The sequence below is a fragment of the Cupriavidus sp. C1SS-2L genome (genome assembly GCF_057073735.1).
On the sequence record NZ_CP172708.1, the window covers coordinates 2,530,852 to 2,545,302 of the forward strand.

The window sequence follows — 14,451 nt, forward strand, 5'->3', positions numbered from 1 at the left end:
GGCTGTCTCCCGGAAGCGGTTCGGCGGTCATGCTAGCACGGGCATGCCCGTGCGCTCAAAGCGCGGCCTTGGCGGCCTGGTAAGCGTCGTAGAGCTTGCGAAAGACCGGGCCGGGCGCTCCTGCTCCAATCGTCTGTCCATCAATGGACACCACTGGCAATAGTTCCTTGCTCGCCGACGACAGCAATACCTCGTCCGCACCGAAGACCTCCTCGCGCGAGATGCGGCGGGTTTCCAGCGAGATGTCCAGCGCGGCGCACAACTCTTCCAACAACCCGTAGCGGATGCCCTCCAGGATCAGGTTGTCCTTGGGTGGCGCCGATACTCGGCCGCTACGCACCACCCAGACATTGGACGCCGAGGCTTCCGTGAGCCAGCCATCGCGAAACTGGATCGCCTCGGTTGCGCTATGCTCCGCCGCATATTGCGCGGCCAGCACATTACCGAGCAGCGACGTCGACTTGATCTGGCAATTGAGCCAGCGCCGATCCTCCATCGTCACGCACGCCACCCCCTGCGCCACCGCCTCCGCAGCCGGCAGCACCATCGGATTGGTCATGATCAGCACGGTCGGCGTGACTTCCGTTGGAAACGCATGTGTGCGCCGTGCCACGCCCCGGGTGACCTGGATATAGATCATCTGGTCGGACAGCCCGTTCGCCTCCGCCACGCGCGCGATCAGCGCCAGCCATTCGGACGCGTCGTGCGGATCGGGAATACCGATGGCCGCCAGGCTACGCGCGAGGCGTGCCAGGTGCTGAGCGCCCCGGAACGGCTTGCCGTTGTAGATCGGGATGACCTCGTAAATGCCATCACCGAAGATGAAACCGCGATCCAGGACGGGGATGCGGGCTTCGGACAAGGGGGTCAGATCGCCGTTGAGATAGACGAGAGGCTCGGACATGGTAAGTGCTTGCTGAGGGGATGTCCGATTCTTTCACAGGCGCGTGGGATGGCTTATGCAATATGCGCATAAGGCTTCGGAGCTCCGGACGGGTCGCTTCCCAACAGGGTCAGGCGCCCGCTGTCGGACGGCGCCTGATACCGGCGCACCGTTTACCTGTCGACACTGTCTCCATCAACCCAGGGAGACAGAGATGCCCAATAAAAATATCCACGTCGTACCCACCCACAACGGTTGGGCAGTACAACTCGACGGTGGCTCCGGTAACGAACATCGATTCACCTGCCAGAAACATGCAATTGCCACCGGCACCGAAAGAGCCAGGCAGGCGAAAGTCGCGTTACTGATACATGGCCGCGACGGACAGATCGTGGAACGCAGTTCGTTCGAAACGGAAGCGCTCGAGGTGAAGGACTAAACCCGCGGCAAAGGGGCGCAATCAGAGCGTGCAAAAACAAAAAAGCCGCCTACGAGACGGCTTTGGATGGTGCAAGCGGCAACCTCGCTCCGGTCCTTAAAGATAGCGCTCACCATGCTGGCGCGTTCGGATAACCTTCGACGGCAGCCCATAGGCGACCGTCAGCGGCTCTATGTCTCTCGCAACCAACGATCCAGCGCCAATGACCACGTCGTCGCCGACGGTGATGCCGTGAATCAGGTTCGCACCTAACCCTATGGCGGAAAAGACGCCGATCTTGCACTCCCCCCCCTGTGACAACGCCAGGCGCGAGACTGGCATAATCGCCCACCTCGCAATCGTGATCCACGCATGCGCCGGTGTTGATAATGCAATGCCGGCCAACGGTCGAACATGCATTGATCACCACGCCCGCCATCACGACCGAACCTTCGCCGATCGTGGTCCCTCTGCCGATGCTGGTTGCCGGATGAATGGCCGCTGGAAACCGGAGACCCGGGCACAGCGCCATGATTCTTTTGGCGACCTGGGCACGTGCGCTGTTATCGCCGATTGCGATCAGCGCGCCATCGATCCGATATTCCCTGACAAGAATCGGCAAAGCCGCCTCATCACCGAGCACCCGATAACCCATCACTTCGCGCCGGGAAGTGTCGATCAGTCCGACTATGTGATGTTTGCGCTGAGTTTCTACCGCATCGATGACGGACTTCGCATGGCCGCCCGATCCGATGATGACAATGTTTTCCACAGCGGCTTATCGATGTCGGCGAGAGTGTCAAACCCACCGATAATAATAATCCCCCGTTCGGGTCGGAGCCTTCGCAAGGTTGTCCATAATGCGACCTTTCGAACATTCCGTAATGGGAGGACTATGAGTGTCCTGCATAAGGTAGTGTTGGCGCCCCTCAGGCAAACAAAAAGGGGCCGGGGTCAATGACCCCAGCCCCTTTTTTACGGCCTGCTGCGAGCGATTGCTAACCCGCGAAGCCTTAAAGAATCCTGGCGGAGAGAGGGGGATTCGAACCCCCGATAGGCTATTAACCTATACACGCTTTCCAGGCGTGCGACTTAAACCACTCATCCATCTCTCCGGGAAGTCCGCGATTATAGCAGAGCGCGGCGACGCGTCCAGTGTTTCATTGGCCACCCCCTACCCCTTCCGCAAGTAGTTCACCAGCCTGTCGATGACAGGCGCATTCCTCGGTGTGACCAGACTGACCAGGATGGCTGCAGCGAAGCCCGCAGGAACGCCAAAGGCACCTGACGCGATGGGATCGACGCCAAACCACCGGTCACCAAAGATACCCGTCATCCGCGTGAAGAAAGGATAGTTGACGAAGATGTAGTAGACCGAAATGCCCAAGCCCGCCGCCATCCCCGCGACCGCGCCAGCGGCCGTCGTGCGGCGCCAGAAGATGCCGAGCACCAGCACCGGAAAGAAGCTTGATGCCGCCAGCGAGAAGGCCGCGCCCACCAGGAACAGGATGTTGCCGGGACGCAGCGATGTGACGTACGAGGCGAACAGCGCTACGCCGAGCAGTACGATCTTTGCCGTCGTTACGCGCCGCTGGTGGCTCGCCTGGCGGTCGACCATGTGATAGAAGACATCGTGCGACAGCGCATTGGCGATGGTCAACAGCAGGCCGTCCGCCGTCGATAGTGCAGCCGCCAGCGCGCCGGCGGCGATCAGTCCGGATATTACGTAAGGCAACCCCGCAATTTCAGGTGCGGCCAGCACGATCATGTCGGGTTGCAACAGGATTTCGGCCCACTGCACGATGCCATCGGCGTTGACGTCACGCAGCGCGAACACCGGTGGATCGACCTTGCGCCACTGCACGACCCACTGCGGCAGTTCAGCGTAGGGCGTGCCGACCACGTGCTGGAAGAATTCGTACTTGACCAGCGCCGCCAGCGTGGGGGCCGACACGTAAAGCAAGGCGATACAAAACAGCGCCCACGCGACGGAGTTGCGCGTTTCCTTCACCGATGGTGTTGTGTACAGGCGCGTGAGGATGTGCGGGAGGCTGGCGGTCCCCACCATCAGGCAGAACACCAGCAGCACGAAATTCAGGCGCTTGGTGCCACGCTCCTGCTCGGAGGCCGAAGGATAAGGCTCCGTCGATGGCGTGGAAGGCTTGCTGCGTGCGAGCGCATCTTCACGCATCTGGTTCCACTGCAGTTGCGCGGCAGCCGCGTCGGCGGGGAACTCGATCCGTTCTCGCTCCAATGCCTTGATTTCCCGCAGCGGCGCATTGCGAGCGCGCAAGTCGCGCAGGCGCACGTCGAGCGCGTCGCGTTCTTCGGCAAACGACTGGGGCAGACGGGCGATGCGCTCCTGCATCTGGATGGCCTGCTGCCGGTAGAAATCGCGCACGGCCAACTCGGCCGGTTCGCGCTCAAGCTGCCGTTCGCGCTGGTCCAGCTGCGAAAGCAGCGGCCCGTAGCTCAGTTGCGGCACGACTTCATGATGATGCTTCCACGCAATCATCGAGACCGTTACCAGGAACGCGACGATCATCATGATGTACTGCGCGACCTGGGTCCACGTGACGGCGCGCATGCCGCCCAGGAACGAACAAACCAGGATGCCGGCCAGCCCGAAGAAGATGCCGACCGCGAACTCGACGCCGATGAAGCGTGTCACGACAAGGCCCACACCCTGGATCTGCGCGACCAGATAGACAAACGAACACAACGATGCCGCAAGCACCGCAATGGCGCGCACAGGGAGGTTGCCGCCCGGCTTGCCGTTGCCATAGCGTGCCGCGAGAAAATCGGGAATGGTGTAGCCGCCGTACTTGCGCAGGTATGGCGCGAGCAGGAACGCCACCAGGCAATAGCCGCCGGTCCATCCCATCACATACGCCAGCCCCTCATAGCCGGAAGCGAACAGAATGCCGGCCAGGCCGATGAACGACGCGGCGCTCATCCAGTCCGCCGCGATCGCCATGCCATTGAACATCGCCGGCACGCGCCGCGCGGCGACGTAGTATTCGTTGAGGTCGGACGTACGGCAGATCAGCCCGATACAGGCGTAGATCGCGATGGTGACGAAGAGAAAGACATAGCCGAGCCACAGCGCATCGGCATTGGATTTCTCCAGCAGCCCCATCATGCCGACGAAGCCGAACAGACCCAGCGTGAACAGGCCGTAGTACAACATCAGCCGGCGGCGGAAACGCGACTGGGCGTCGGGCATAGGCAAGGATCTGGCTGTGAGGGAAATCTAGAGTAAAGAACCCGCCGGCGCGATTCACGCGGCGGCGGGTTCTGTCGGACGAGCCGTTACCGAATGGTCCGGTTATTGTGCCTGCTTCAACTGATCAAGGATCGCAGGGTTTTCCAGCGTCGAGGTGTCCTGCGTGATTTCCTCACCCTTGGCCAGCGAACGCAGCAGGCGGCGCATGATCTTGCCCGAGCGCGTCTTCGGCAGGTTGTCGCCGAAGCGGATGTCCTTGGGCTTGGCGATCGGACCGATTTCCTTCGCGACCCAGTTGCGCAGTTCGGTGGCGATCTGCTGCGCCTCGGCATCGCTCGGACGCGCACGCTTGAGCACCACGAATGCGCAGATGGCCTCGCCCGTAGTGTCGTCCGGGCGACCGACCACGGCGGCTTCAGCCACGATCGGGTTCGCGACCAGCGCCGATTCGATTTCCATCGTGCCCATGCGGTGGCCCGACACGTTCAGCACATCATCGATACGGCCCATGATGGTGAAGTAGCCGGTCTCCTTGTCGCGGATCGAGCCATCGCCGGCCAGGTACAGCTTGCCGCCGAGTTCTTCCGGGAAGTAGCTCTTCTTGAAGCGTTCCGGATCGCCCCAGATCGTGCGGATCATCGCCGGCCACGGGCGCTTGACCACCAGGATGCCGCCGCTCCCGTTAGGTACGTCATGTCCAGTCTCGTCGACGATCGCCGCCATGATACCCGGCAGCGGCAGCGTGCACGAGCCCGGCACCAGCGGCGTGGCGCCCGGCAGCGGCGTAATCATGTGGCCACCGGTCTCGGTCTGCCAGAACGTATCGACGATCGGGCAGCGCTCATTGCCGATGTTCTTGTAGTACCACATCCAGGCTTCGGGGTTGATCGGCTCGCCCACGGTGCCGAGCAGGCGCAGGCTGGAAAGGTCGTACTGCTTCGGATGGATCTTCTCGTCTGCCTCGGCGGCCTTGATCAGCGAGCGAATCGCGGTCGGCGCGGTGTAGAAGATGCTGACCTTATGGCGCGCGATCATGTCCCAGAAGCGGCCTGCGTTCGGATAGGTCGGCACGCCTTCGAAGATGATCTGCGTGGCACCGGCGGCCAGCGGGCCGTACGCGATATAGGTGTGACCGGTGACCCAGCCGATGTCGGCAGTACACCAGAACAGGTCGTCGGGCTTGATGTCGAAGGTCCACTGCATCGTCATCAGCGCCCACAGCAGGTAGCCGCCGGTGCTGTGCTGCACGCCCTTGGGCTTGCCGGTGGAGCCCGAGGTGTAGAGCACGAACAGCGGATGCTCGGCGCTCACGGGCACGGCCTCGCAGGTGTCGGGCTGGCCGGCGGATACGTCTTCCATCCAGCGGTCACGGCCTTCGACCCAGTTGACCTTGCCGCCGGTGCGGCGATAGACGATCACGTTTTTGACCGCCTCGCAGCCGCCGAGCGCCAGCGCATCGTCGGCAATCGCCTTGAGCGGTAGCGCCTTGCCGCCGCGCATCTGCTCGTCCGCGGTGATCAGCGCCACGGCGCCGACGTCCACCAGCCGCTCCTGCAGCGACTTGGCCGAGAACCCGCCGAACACCACAGAATGCGTGGCACCTAAACGCGCGCACGCCTGCATGGCCACCACGCCTTCGACCGACATCGGCATGTAGATCACCACGCGATCGCCCTTCTTGATGCCAAGCGCCTTCAGGCCATTGGCGAAGCGGCAGACCTTGGCGTGCAGGTCGCGATACGACACGCGCGTCGCGGTGCCGTCATCGGCCTCGAACACGATCGCGGTCTTGTCGGCATTGCCGTTCTGCAGGTTGCGGTCCAGGCAGTTGTACGAAGCGTTCAGTTCGCCATCCTCGAACCACTTGTAGAACGGTGCATTGCTTTCATCCAGCACCTTGGTGAAGGGCTTGTTCCAGTGCAGCAGGTCGCGCGCACGGCTGGCCCAGAAGCCCTCGTAGTCGCGCTCCGCCTCGGCGCACAGCGCGCGGTAGGCGTCCATGCCTGGAATCGCGGCTTGCCGGACGAAGGACTCGGGCGGGTTGAAAACGCGATGCTCTTGCATCACCGATTCGATGGCGGACATAGGCGGGTCTCCTGGTATTTGACTGAACGGCTTGGCTGCAAAAGTACGCGCGGCGGCTTACTTAAACCTGACGCTCCCTTGCGCGGCAAAAGCATGCCCGGTTCTTGCTGCAAAGCAACAAACCCGCATGAAAGGGCGCGGCGCGAGGAATGTGCAGCCTTCTTCATTAGGCTAGCACAGCTATAATGCCGCGGGCCCGATATTCGGCTGCCCGCGCGGCCCCGGCGCGTCCAATGCCAGCGCTCACGAAGCGCCCGCACCCTGCCCGCAAAACCGGCTGCGTGCATACTCCCGAGGCAGTATCCGTGTCCATTTATCCCTTCTTCCTGATCGCCTCGATGGCGCTCGTTGGCAGCAATGTCGGCCTGGGCAAATCGATCATCGTGCATGTGCCCGTGCTGCTGTTCGCACTGCTGCGCTTTGTCATCGCCATCATCTGCCTGTCGCCGTGGTACCGGCCGTCGCGCATGCGCCAGGTGGCGCGCGCGGAATGGCGCAACCTGTTCCTGCAGGCGTTCTTCGGCACCTTCCTGTTCACGCTGCTAATGCTCAATGGCGTGCGGCTGACCAGCGCAATGGCCGCTGGGGTCATCACCAGCACCATTCCCGCGACGGTCGCGATCCTGTCATGGCTGTGGCTGCGTGAGCGGCTGTCGCGCCGGACGATCGGTTCGGTGCTGCTGGCGGTGGCCGGCGTCGCGGTACTGAATATCGCGCGCGGCGGAGCGCACGACAGTGGTGGCGGCGGCCAGGCGCTGCTCGGCAACCTGATGATCCTCGGCGCCGTGATCTGCGAATCGATCTACGTGATCCTGTCGCGCCGCCTTACGCAGACGCTCGCGGCGATCGAGATCTGTGCCTACACGCACCTGATCGGCGGCCTGCTGATGCTGCCGCTGGGCCTGATCCCGCTGCTCGGGTTCGATCCCTCCACCGTGCCGACGCAGACCTGGCTCATGCTGCTGTGGTACGCGCTGTCCGCCAGCGTGTTCTCGTTCTGGCTCTGGATGAAAGGGATCCGGCATGTGCCCGCACAACTCGCGGGCGTTTTCACTTCGGTGCTGCCGGTGGCGGCGGCCGCCTACGGCATCGTCTTCCTTGGCGAGACACCGGGCTGGCCTCATGCGGTGGCGCTGGCGTGCGTGCTGGGCGGCATCGTGCTGGCGAGCTGGCCGGGCCCGGTAGCGCGCCGGGCATGGCGCGACGTCACCTGAAGCGTTTCAGGAAGTGACAGGCGTCGCGGGACGCAAACAAGGCAAGGTACAATCCAGACCCATTTCGGATGTCTGGCGACAAAGACTTTTCACCTGTTTGCTTATGGCCCAAACCCCGATGCGTCCCATCCCCCGCCTTATCTTTGCTTCGCGCTGGCTCCAGCTGCCCCTCTATCTCGGCCTGATCGTCGCGCAGGGCGTCTACGTCTATCACTTCATGGTGGAGGTATGGCACCTGCTGTCGCATGTGACCGAGTACGACGAGAACAAGATCATGCTGGTCGTGCTGGGCCTCATCGACGTGGTGATGATCTCGAACCTGCTGATCATGGTGATCGTGGGCGGCTACGAGACCTTCGTTTCTCGCCTCGGGATCGACAACCACCCCGACGAGCCGGAATGGCTCGACCACGTCAACGCCGGCGTGCTGAAGGTCAAGCTGTCGATGGCGCTGATCGGCATTTCCTCGATCCACCTGCTCAAGACGTTCATCGACGCGGAACAGCGTTCGACCCACACGATCATGTGGCAGGTCGCTATTCACCTGGCATTCCTGATGTCGGCGCTGGCAATGGCCTGGGTAGACCGCATGGTTTCCCATCCGGCCGCCGGCCACGCGAAGTCCGAGTCACACTAAAGCGGCATACATCGTCGGCTTCACCCCGGACCGCGACCCTGTGCCGCGGTTTTCGATCGGGTGTCGTGAATGCCAACATGTGCCGCAATATGCACGGCGAGCCGTGTAGACGCCTGTATGCAGCCGGGCAGAGCGCCCCGGCTCGGTGTATGATTTCGGGCTGTGTTTCACCGCTGCCACCCCCCACAAAATGACCGTCATCAAGCAAGAAGACCTCATCCAGAGCGTCGCAGACTCCCTGCAGTACATCAGCTACTACCACCCGATGGACTACATCACCAGCCTGGGCCGTGCCTATGAGCTGGAGCAGAGTCCCGCGGCCAAGGATGCGATCGCGCAGATCCTGACCAACAGCCGCATGTGCGCGGAAGGCAAGCGCCCCATCTGTCAGGACACCGGCATCGTCACGGTCTTCGTCAAGGTGGGCATGGACGTGCGCTGGGATGGCGCCACCATGGGCCTGACCGACATGATCAACGAAGGGGTGCGCCGCGGCTATACGCACCCGGACAACGTGCTGCGCGCGTCGATCGTCAGCCCGCCCGAAGGTGGCCGCAAGAACACCAAGGACAACACCCCGGCCGTGATCCACTACGAAGTGGTGCCGGGCAACACGGTGGACATCCAGGTCGCGGCCAAGGGCGGCGGCTCGGAGAACAAGTCCAAGTTCGTGATGCTGAACCCGTCCGACTCGATCGTTGACTGGGTGCTGAAGACCGTGCCGACCATGGGCGCCGGCTGGTGCCCGCCGGGCATGCTGGGCATCGGCATCGGCGGTACCGCCGAGAAGGCCATGGTCATGGCCAAGGAATCGCTGATGGAGTCCATCGACATCCAGGACATCATCGCTCGTGGTCCGAAGGACTGGGTCGAGGAACTGCGCGTCGAGCTCTACGAGAAGGTCAACGCGCTGGGCATTGGCGCGCAAGGCCTGGGCGGCCTGGCCACCGTGCTGGACGTCAAGATCATGGCCTGCCCGACGCACGCTGCGTCCAAGCCGGTCGCGATGATCCCGAACTGCGCAGCCACCCGCCACGTGCACTTCACGCTGGACGGCAGCGGCCCGGCCAAGCTGGAAGCGCCGGACCTGTCGCAATGGCCGAAGGTCGAGTGGGCGCCTAACACCGAAACGTCGAAGCGCGTCGACCTGAACACGCTGACGCCGGAAGAAGTCGCCTCGTGGAAGCCGGGCCAGACCCTGCTGCTCAACGGCAAGATGCTGACCGGCCGCGACGCCGCGCACAAGCGCATCGCCGACATGCTGGCCAAGGGCGAAAAGCTGCCGGTGGACTTCAAGAACCGCGTGATCTACTACGTCGGCCCGGTTGACCCGGTCCGTGACGAGGCCGTCGGCCCGGCAGGCCCCACCACCGCCACACGCATGGACAAGTTCACCGAGATGATGCTGGCGGAAACCGGCCTGATCTCGATGATCGGCAAGGCCGAGCGCGGCCCGGTAGCCATCGAAGCCATCAAGAAGCACAAGTCGGCTTACCTGATGGCCGTGGGCGGCGCCGCTTACCTGGTGGCCAAGGCCATCAAGGAAGCCAAGGTCGTCGGCTTCGAAGACCTCGGCATGGAAGCCATCTACGAGTTCGACGTCAAGGACATGCCCGTGACCGTCGCCGTGGACAGCCAAGGCACTTCGGTCCACAAGACCGGCCCTGCGGAATGGCAGGCCAAGATCGGCAAGATTCCGGTCGCGGCGCTGTAAGATTGCGCATCTGCATAAGAAAGCCGGGCTCCGCCCGGCTTTTTTCCATCCCCGCCCTTCTGCTTGCCTAACGTGAACCCCGCACCCATCGGCGTCTTCGATTCCGGCCTCGGCGGCCTGTCCGTGCTGCGCGAGATCCGCGCGCTGCTGCCGCATGAATCGCTGCTCTACCTGGCCGACTCGAAGTACGCGCCCTATGGCGAGAAACCGGAAGCTTTCGTGCAGGCGCGTACGCTGCAGGCGTGCGAGTGGCTGCTCGCGCAAGGCTGCAAGGCTCTGGTGATCGCGTGCAACACTGCCACCGGCCATGCCGTGGAGCTGCTGCGCCAAACACTTCCCGTGCCGATCATCGGCGTGGAACCGGGACTCAAGCCGGCTGCGGCGGCCAGCCAAAGCAAAGTCGTGGGCGTGCTGGCCACGGCCAACACGCTCAAGAGCGGCAAGTTCGCGCGGCTGCTGGCATCACTCGACGGCGAAAGCCGCTTTATCTGCGAAGCGGGACTGGGCCTTGTGCCACTGATCGAGCAAGGCGACATCGATGGCCCCGACATCCGCGGGCGGCTCGACAATTACCTCACGCCGATGCTCGAGGCCGGCGCCGACACACTGGTACTCGGCTGCACTCACTACCCTTTCCTGTCCGACACCATCCGCGACATGGTCGGCAATCAGCTGACACTGGTGGATACGGGCAGCGCGATCGCACGTCAGCTGGCGCGCAAGCTCGTCGAGCACGATCTTGCCGTTGCGCCCGGCGCCGTGCCGCAAGACCGCTTCGTCTCGACCAAGGATGCCGCCCACCTCAGGCAGATGGCCGCCGCGCTGCTGCATATCGAAACGCAGGCGGAAACGGTAGCCATCGAACCCGCCCCGGCTTTCTGACGCCTATCGCAGGAACCCCACCGGACGGTGCGCGCGCACGTCTGGCTTGACTGCATGCTCATGGCGCAACTGCGCGAGGAATTCCTCTGGCGTCAGTGAGTCCCCGAGCAGCACGCACTGGCGCTTGACCGTGGCGAAGTCACCCGGAGTCAGGCAATCCATCGCATCGAGTTCGTGCCGCATGGACTCCGTCAGCCGGGTTTCATCGCCTTCGAGCGCTTCGTCGACGAACATCGTGACTCGCTGCGCGGGCTTCAGCGGCAGGAAGCGGATCTTGAACGAGAACCTGCGCAAGGCGGCCTCATCGATGCGGTCGAACAGGTTGGTCGTGCAGACGAAAATGCCGTTGAAGCGCTCCATGCCCTGAAGCATCTCGTTGACCTCGGATACCTCATAGTTGCGCACGGCCTGCTGGCGGCTCTGCATGAAACTGTCGGCTTCGTCGAGCAACAGCACGGCACCGTCTTCCTCGGCCCGCGCAAACATCGCGGCAATCTGCTGTTCGGTTTCGCCGACGTACTTGCTCATCAGGTCGGAGGCGCGCCGGATCATCAGTGGCATGTCGAGTGCGGCGGCAATGTGCTCGGCAAGCGCGGTCTTGCCCGTGCCCGGTGGGCCGTAGAAACACAGCGTGCCGCGCTCGCGCACGCGCAGCGCCTCGATGATCTTGGCGACTTCGTAGCGGGTTTCCAGGTGCAGGTTGTCGAGGCGGTAATGCGTCACCACCGGTCGCGCCTCGGCTTCCGGTCGCAGCCCCATCGCGCGGTCAGCGTGTTCGAGCTGGCGCAGGATCAGCGCCTCGACGGGTTCGTCCACGTCGGGCCGCGCGAGCTGCACGAAGCGCGCGGCGGATTGCACTTGCGCCGGCGTGAGCGTCTTGCGCCCCGCCAGCGCTGTGATGAAGGCATCGCTGACATCGAGCCCGCCCAGATGCTTGCGAATGATGTTTTCGCGCACCAGCGGCGGCGGAATCTTCAGTTCGAGGTGGAACTGAAAGCGGCGCAGGTACGCCGGATCGATCTGGCGAATCGAATTCGAGATCCAGATCACGGGCACCGGGTTCTGCTCTAGCGTCTGGTTGACCCAGGCCTTGCCGTTGACCGACGCACGCGGATCTTCCTGGGCAAACAGGCTCATCAGTTCGCGCGAGCTCCCGGGAAAAACGTCCTCGACTTCGTCGAACAGCAGCGCCGTGCGCGGCCGCCCGCGCAGGAAAGCCTGCGATACCTGCAGCGACCGGTAGCGGTCCTTGCCCGAAAGGCTGTTACCGTCGCGGTCCAGGCAATCGACCTCGTACAGCTCGCAGCCGGACTCGCAGGCCAGCAGGCGCGCAAACTCGGTCTTGCCGGTGCCGGGCGGGCCATAGATCAGCACATTCACACCAGCCGCGTGCTGGCGCGTGGCATTGGAAAGCAACGCGGAAAGATAGCGCGCGTCGGTTTCCACATGCGGATAGTCGGTCACGGTCAGCGTGGGCGGCGCGGCCGGCCGCGTGAAGACCGCCATCATCTCGGCTTCGTTCGCGTAGTTGCCGAGCAGTACGTGCAGCAGGCGGTCGGACAGGCGCATCAGGTCGCCGAGATCGGTCACGCTGTTCTCGGGCAGCGGCTGTTCGATCAGGTTCAGTGTTTCCAGCCGGGAACCGGGCCGCAGCGACGCAGCGACGTCCGCCGGGCTGGCGCCGGTCAGGCCGGACAGGATCTGGAACGCTTCCTGGCTGTGCGCGACCTTGCAATCGACCATCACCGCACGCAGGTCGCGCTTGTACTTGGCCAGCGCCGCGTACAGCAACAGCTTGCGCTCGTGCTCGGGCAGGTCGAGCACATGGCTGAGCATGTCGATGTTGCGCACCAGCAGCACGCGTTCGCCATCAAGCCGGCTCGCGATGGCCGCAGCCGAGGCGTCGAACACTGCGAACATGTCCTTGGCGTGGTGCTTGACGTACTCATCAAGGTAGTAGAACAGCGCGCTCTCGTCGAACGCGCTGTTCCACTGCCCGTGGCGTTCCAGGAACTCCTCGGGCGTCAGGCGCCCCGCCCCTTTCCACGCCGGCATGTCGGCGCAGCGGGCCGACAGGAAACGCTGCACGCGCAGTACGACACCGTACGGCCATACCATTTCCGGCGCGCTGACCGTGAGTACGTCATTGATATTGCTGCGCAGATTGAACCGAGGGCCCAACGCACATACGACGCGCAGGGCAAACTGGGCACACATCCAGTCCAGCGCCGAACTGGCCGAGATGCCCGGACCGGAGCGCAGTATCCGCGAGCGGTCCTCTTCAGCAAAACGTGTGAAGTCCATCGCATCGTCCCCGTGTACCCGCGGGCGGCGCCGCAACCGGCCCCACCGCCACGCTTGCAGTCTTTTTCCTATGCTACGCGCTTTGCTGCTTGCAGCGCATTCGGCCGCCCTGCCATTCGCCGGTCACTGTGGTACCGGCCACCAATGCGAAATTGCTGCCTGGATTTGGGGGTATAACTGCGCTTCGGACAAATTTCCAGCTGCGACGCACAAATCACAACAAATAAGAATCATTATCGTTTATACTATCCAGCTACACGCCGCGCCGAGAGTGGCGCTCCCCAGCAGACCCATTGCAGGAGCGTTTATCATGGAATTGCTTGTCAGCTTGCTGGTCGGATGTGGTATCTCGCTGATTCTGTTCTATCGCAAGTGACTTGTGCCGTCCGGCAGACCTGTTGTTCATCCCATGTTCGATCAACGCTTCTTCAAGATTACGCTCGCCGTCCTGCTGTTCCACGCCGGCCTGCTTTACCTGATCCAGAGCGGCATGGGCCGCAAGATGACCGAGGCGGTGATCGCCCCGGAAATCATCGCCCGCATCATTCCGCTCGAGCAGCCTAAGCCGGCCGCCCCGGAACCGCCCAAGCCCAAGACGGAAACGCCACCCAAGCAGGTCAAGGTGACCACGCCGCGGCCGACGCCGCAGCAGCCCAAGCCGGTTCCGCAACCAGTCGCCGCGCTGCCGCCATCGCCCACTGCGATCGAGGCCCCGCCGTCGCCCCCTGCTCCGCCCACCCCGGCGCCCGCGCCAGCGCCTGAGCCGGCGCCCGTCGCCGCAGCACCCCGCGCCGTCGGTATCGGCGAGATCCAGTGCTCGCCGCCGCAACCGAGCTATCCGGCCCAGTCGCGTCGCATGGGCGAGACCGGCAAGACCGTGGTCCGACTGACAACCGACGAAACCGGCAAGGTGATCAAGACCTCGGTGGTATCTAGCAGTGGATCGTCACGACTGGATAATGCTGCTGTGGAGGCCGTCCAGCGTATGCGCTGCAAGCCGTACATGGACAACGGCCGCGCCATCGCCGTGACCGCGCAGCAGCCGATCGGATTCGAACTCAACTGATCTCAACCTACAACGCACCTAC

General features: G+C 63.3%; 11 protein-coding genes and 1 tRNA gene. 6 read left to right on the forward strand and 6 right to left on the reverse strand.

The genetic code is table 11. From position 1 onward, the window contains the following. Positions 1-55 precede the first annotated feature (55 nt). On the reverse strand, positions 56-904 hold the full coding sequence (locus ACIGJG_RS11690; protein WP_483672377.1) for a D-amino acid aminotransferase: 849 nt from the start codon (positions 902-904) through the stop codon (positions 56-58). Between the two features lie 193 nt (positions 905-1,097). Between ACIGJG_RS11690 and ACIGJG_RS11695 the strand changes: the two genes are divergently transcribed. Then, positions 1,098-1,322, forward strand: a complete 225-nt coding sequence (locus tag ACIGJG_RS11695) for a DUF2188 domain-containing protein (RefSeq protein ID WP_011298382.1) — start codon at positions 1,098-1,100, stop codon at positions 1,320-1,322. A gap of 109 nt (positions 1,323-1,431) precedes the next feature. Here the strand turns inward: ACIGJG_RS11695 and ACIGJG_RS11700 are convergent, their stop codons facing one another. From ACIGJG_RS11700 to acs, 4 genes are all read right to left on the reverse strand, one after another. After that, positions 1,432-2,073, reverse strand: coding sequence for a PglD-related sugar-binding protein (locus ACIGJG_RS11700; protein WP_483672378.1), 642 nt, complete (start codon positions 2,071-2,073; stop codon positions 1,432-1,434). 252 nt (positions 2,074-2,325) lie between these two features. Continuing rightward, positions 2,326-2,416, reverse strand: a tRNA-Ser gene (locus ACIGJG_RS11705). 59 nt (positions 2,417-2,475) lie between these two features. Further along, on the reverse strand, positions 2,476-4,527 hold the full coding sequence (locus tag ACIGJG_RS11710; protein ID WP_224003601.1) for a sodium:solute symporter family protein: 2,052 nt from the start codon (positions 4,525-4,527) through the stop codon (positions 2,476-2,478). Between the two features lie 102 nt (positions 4,528-4,629). Further along, positions 4,630-6,612, reverse strand: a complete 1,983-nt coding sequence (gene acs, locus ACIGJG_RS11715; protein WP_011298385.1) for an acetate--CoA ligase — start codon at positions 6,610-6,612, stop codon at positions 4,630-4,632. Between the two features lie 305 nt (positions 6,613-6,917). Between acs and ACIGJG_RS11720 the strand changes: the two genes are divergently transcribed. From ACIGJG_RS11720 to murI, 4 genes are all read left to right on the forward strand, one after another. Next, positions 6,918-7,826, forward strand: a complete 909-nt coding sequence (locus ACIGJG_RS11720) for a DMT family transporter (RefSeq protein WP_483672379.1) — start codon at positions 6,918-6,920, stop codon at positions 7,824-7,826. Positions 7,827-7,929: 103 nt separating this feature from the next. Next, on the forward strand, positions 7,930-8,463 hold the full coding sequence (locus tag ACIGJG_RS11725) for a TIGR00645 family protein (RefSeq protein WP_011298387.1): 534 nt from the start codon (positions 7,930-7,932) through the stop codon (positions 8,461-8,463). A 190-nt stretch (positions 8,464-8,653) separates the two neighbouring features. Beyond that, entirely contained in the window at positions 8,654-10,177 is a 1,524-nt protein-coding gene (locus ACIGJG_RS11730) for a fumarate hydratase (protein WP_011298388.1), read from the forward strand. 72 nt (positions 10,178-10,249) lie between these two features. Further along, entirely contained in the window at positions 10,250-11,059 is an 810-nt protein-coding gene (gene murI / locus ACIGJG_RS11735) for a glutamate racemase (protein ID WP_041679658.1), read from the forward strand. A gap of 3 nt (positions 11,060-11,062) precedes the next feature. Here murI and ACIGJG_RS11740 read toward each other — a convergent pair whose 3' ends face one another. Then, positions 11,063-13,363 (reverse strand): AAA family ATPase, encoded by a 2,301-nt coding sequence (locus ACIGJG_RS11740; protein WP_011298390.1) that lies wholly within the window; start codon positions 13,361-13,363, stop codon positions 11,063-11,065. A 409-nt stretch (positions 13,364-13,772) separates the two neighbouring features. Between ACIGJG_RS11740 and ACIGJG_RS11745 the strand changes: the two genes are divergently transcribed. After that, positions 13,773-14,429 (forward strand): energy transducer TonB, encoded by a 657-nt coding sequence (locus ACIGJG_RS11745; protein WP_011298391.1) that lies wholly within the window; start codon positions 13,773-13,775, stop codon positions 14,427-14,429. Positions 14,430-14,451 lie beyond the last annotated feature (22 nt).

Excerpts from the sequence above, each read along its gene's own strand:
- ACIGJG_RS11690 (WP_483672377.1), bottom strand. The coding sequence starts at position 904 with ATGTCCGAGCCTCTCGTCTATCTCAACGGCGATCTGACCCCCTTGTCC.
- ACIGJG_RS11695 (WP_011298382.1), top strand. The coding sequence starts at position 1,098 with ATGCCCAATAAAAATATCCACGTCGTACCCACCCACAACGGTTGGGCA.
- ACIGJG_RS11710 (WP_224003601.1), bottom strand. The coding sequence starts at position 4,527 with ATGCCCGACGCCCAGTCGCGTTTCCGCCGCCGGCTGATGTTGTACTAC.
- acs (WP_011298385.1), bottom strand. The coding sequence starts at position 6,612 with ATGTCCGCCATCGAATCGGTGATGCAAGAGCATCGCGTTTTCAACCCG.
- ACIGJG_RS11725 (WP_011298387.1), top strand. The coding sequence starts at position 7,930 with ATGGCCCAAACCCCGATGCGTCCCATCCCCCGCCTTATCTTTGCTTCG.
- ACIGJG_RS11730 (WP_011298388.1), top strand. The coding sequence starts at position 8,654 with ATGACCGTCATCAAGCAAGAAGACCTCATCCAGAGCGTCGCAGACTCC.
- ACIGJG_RS11740 (WP_011298390.1), bottom strand. The coding sequence starts at position 13,363 with ATGGACTTCACACGTTTTGCTGAAGAGGACCGCTCGCGGATACTGCGC.
- ACIGJG_RS11745 (WP_011298391.1), top strand. The coding sequence starts at position 13,773 with ATGTTCGATCAACGCTTCTTCAAGATTACGCTCGCCGTCCTGCTGTTC.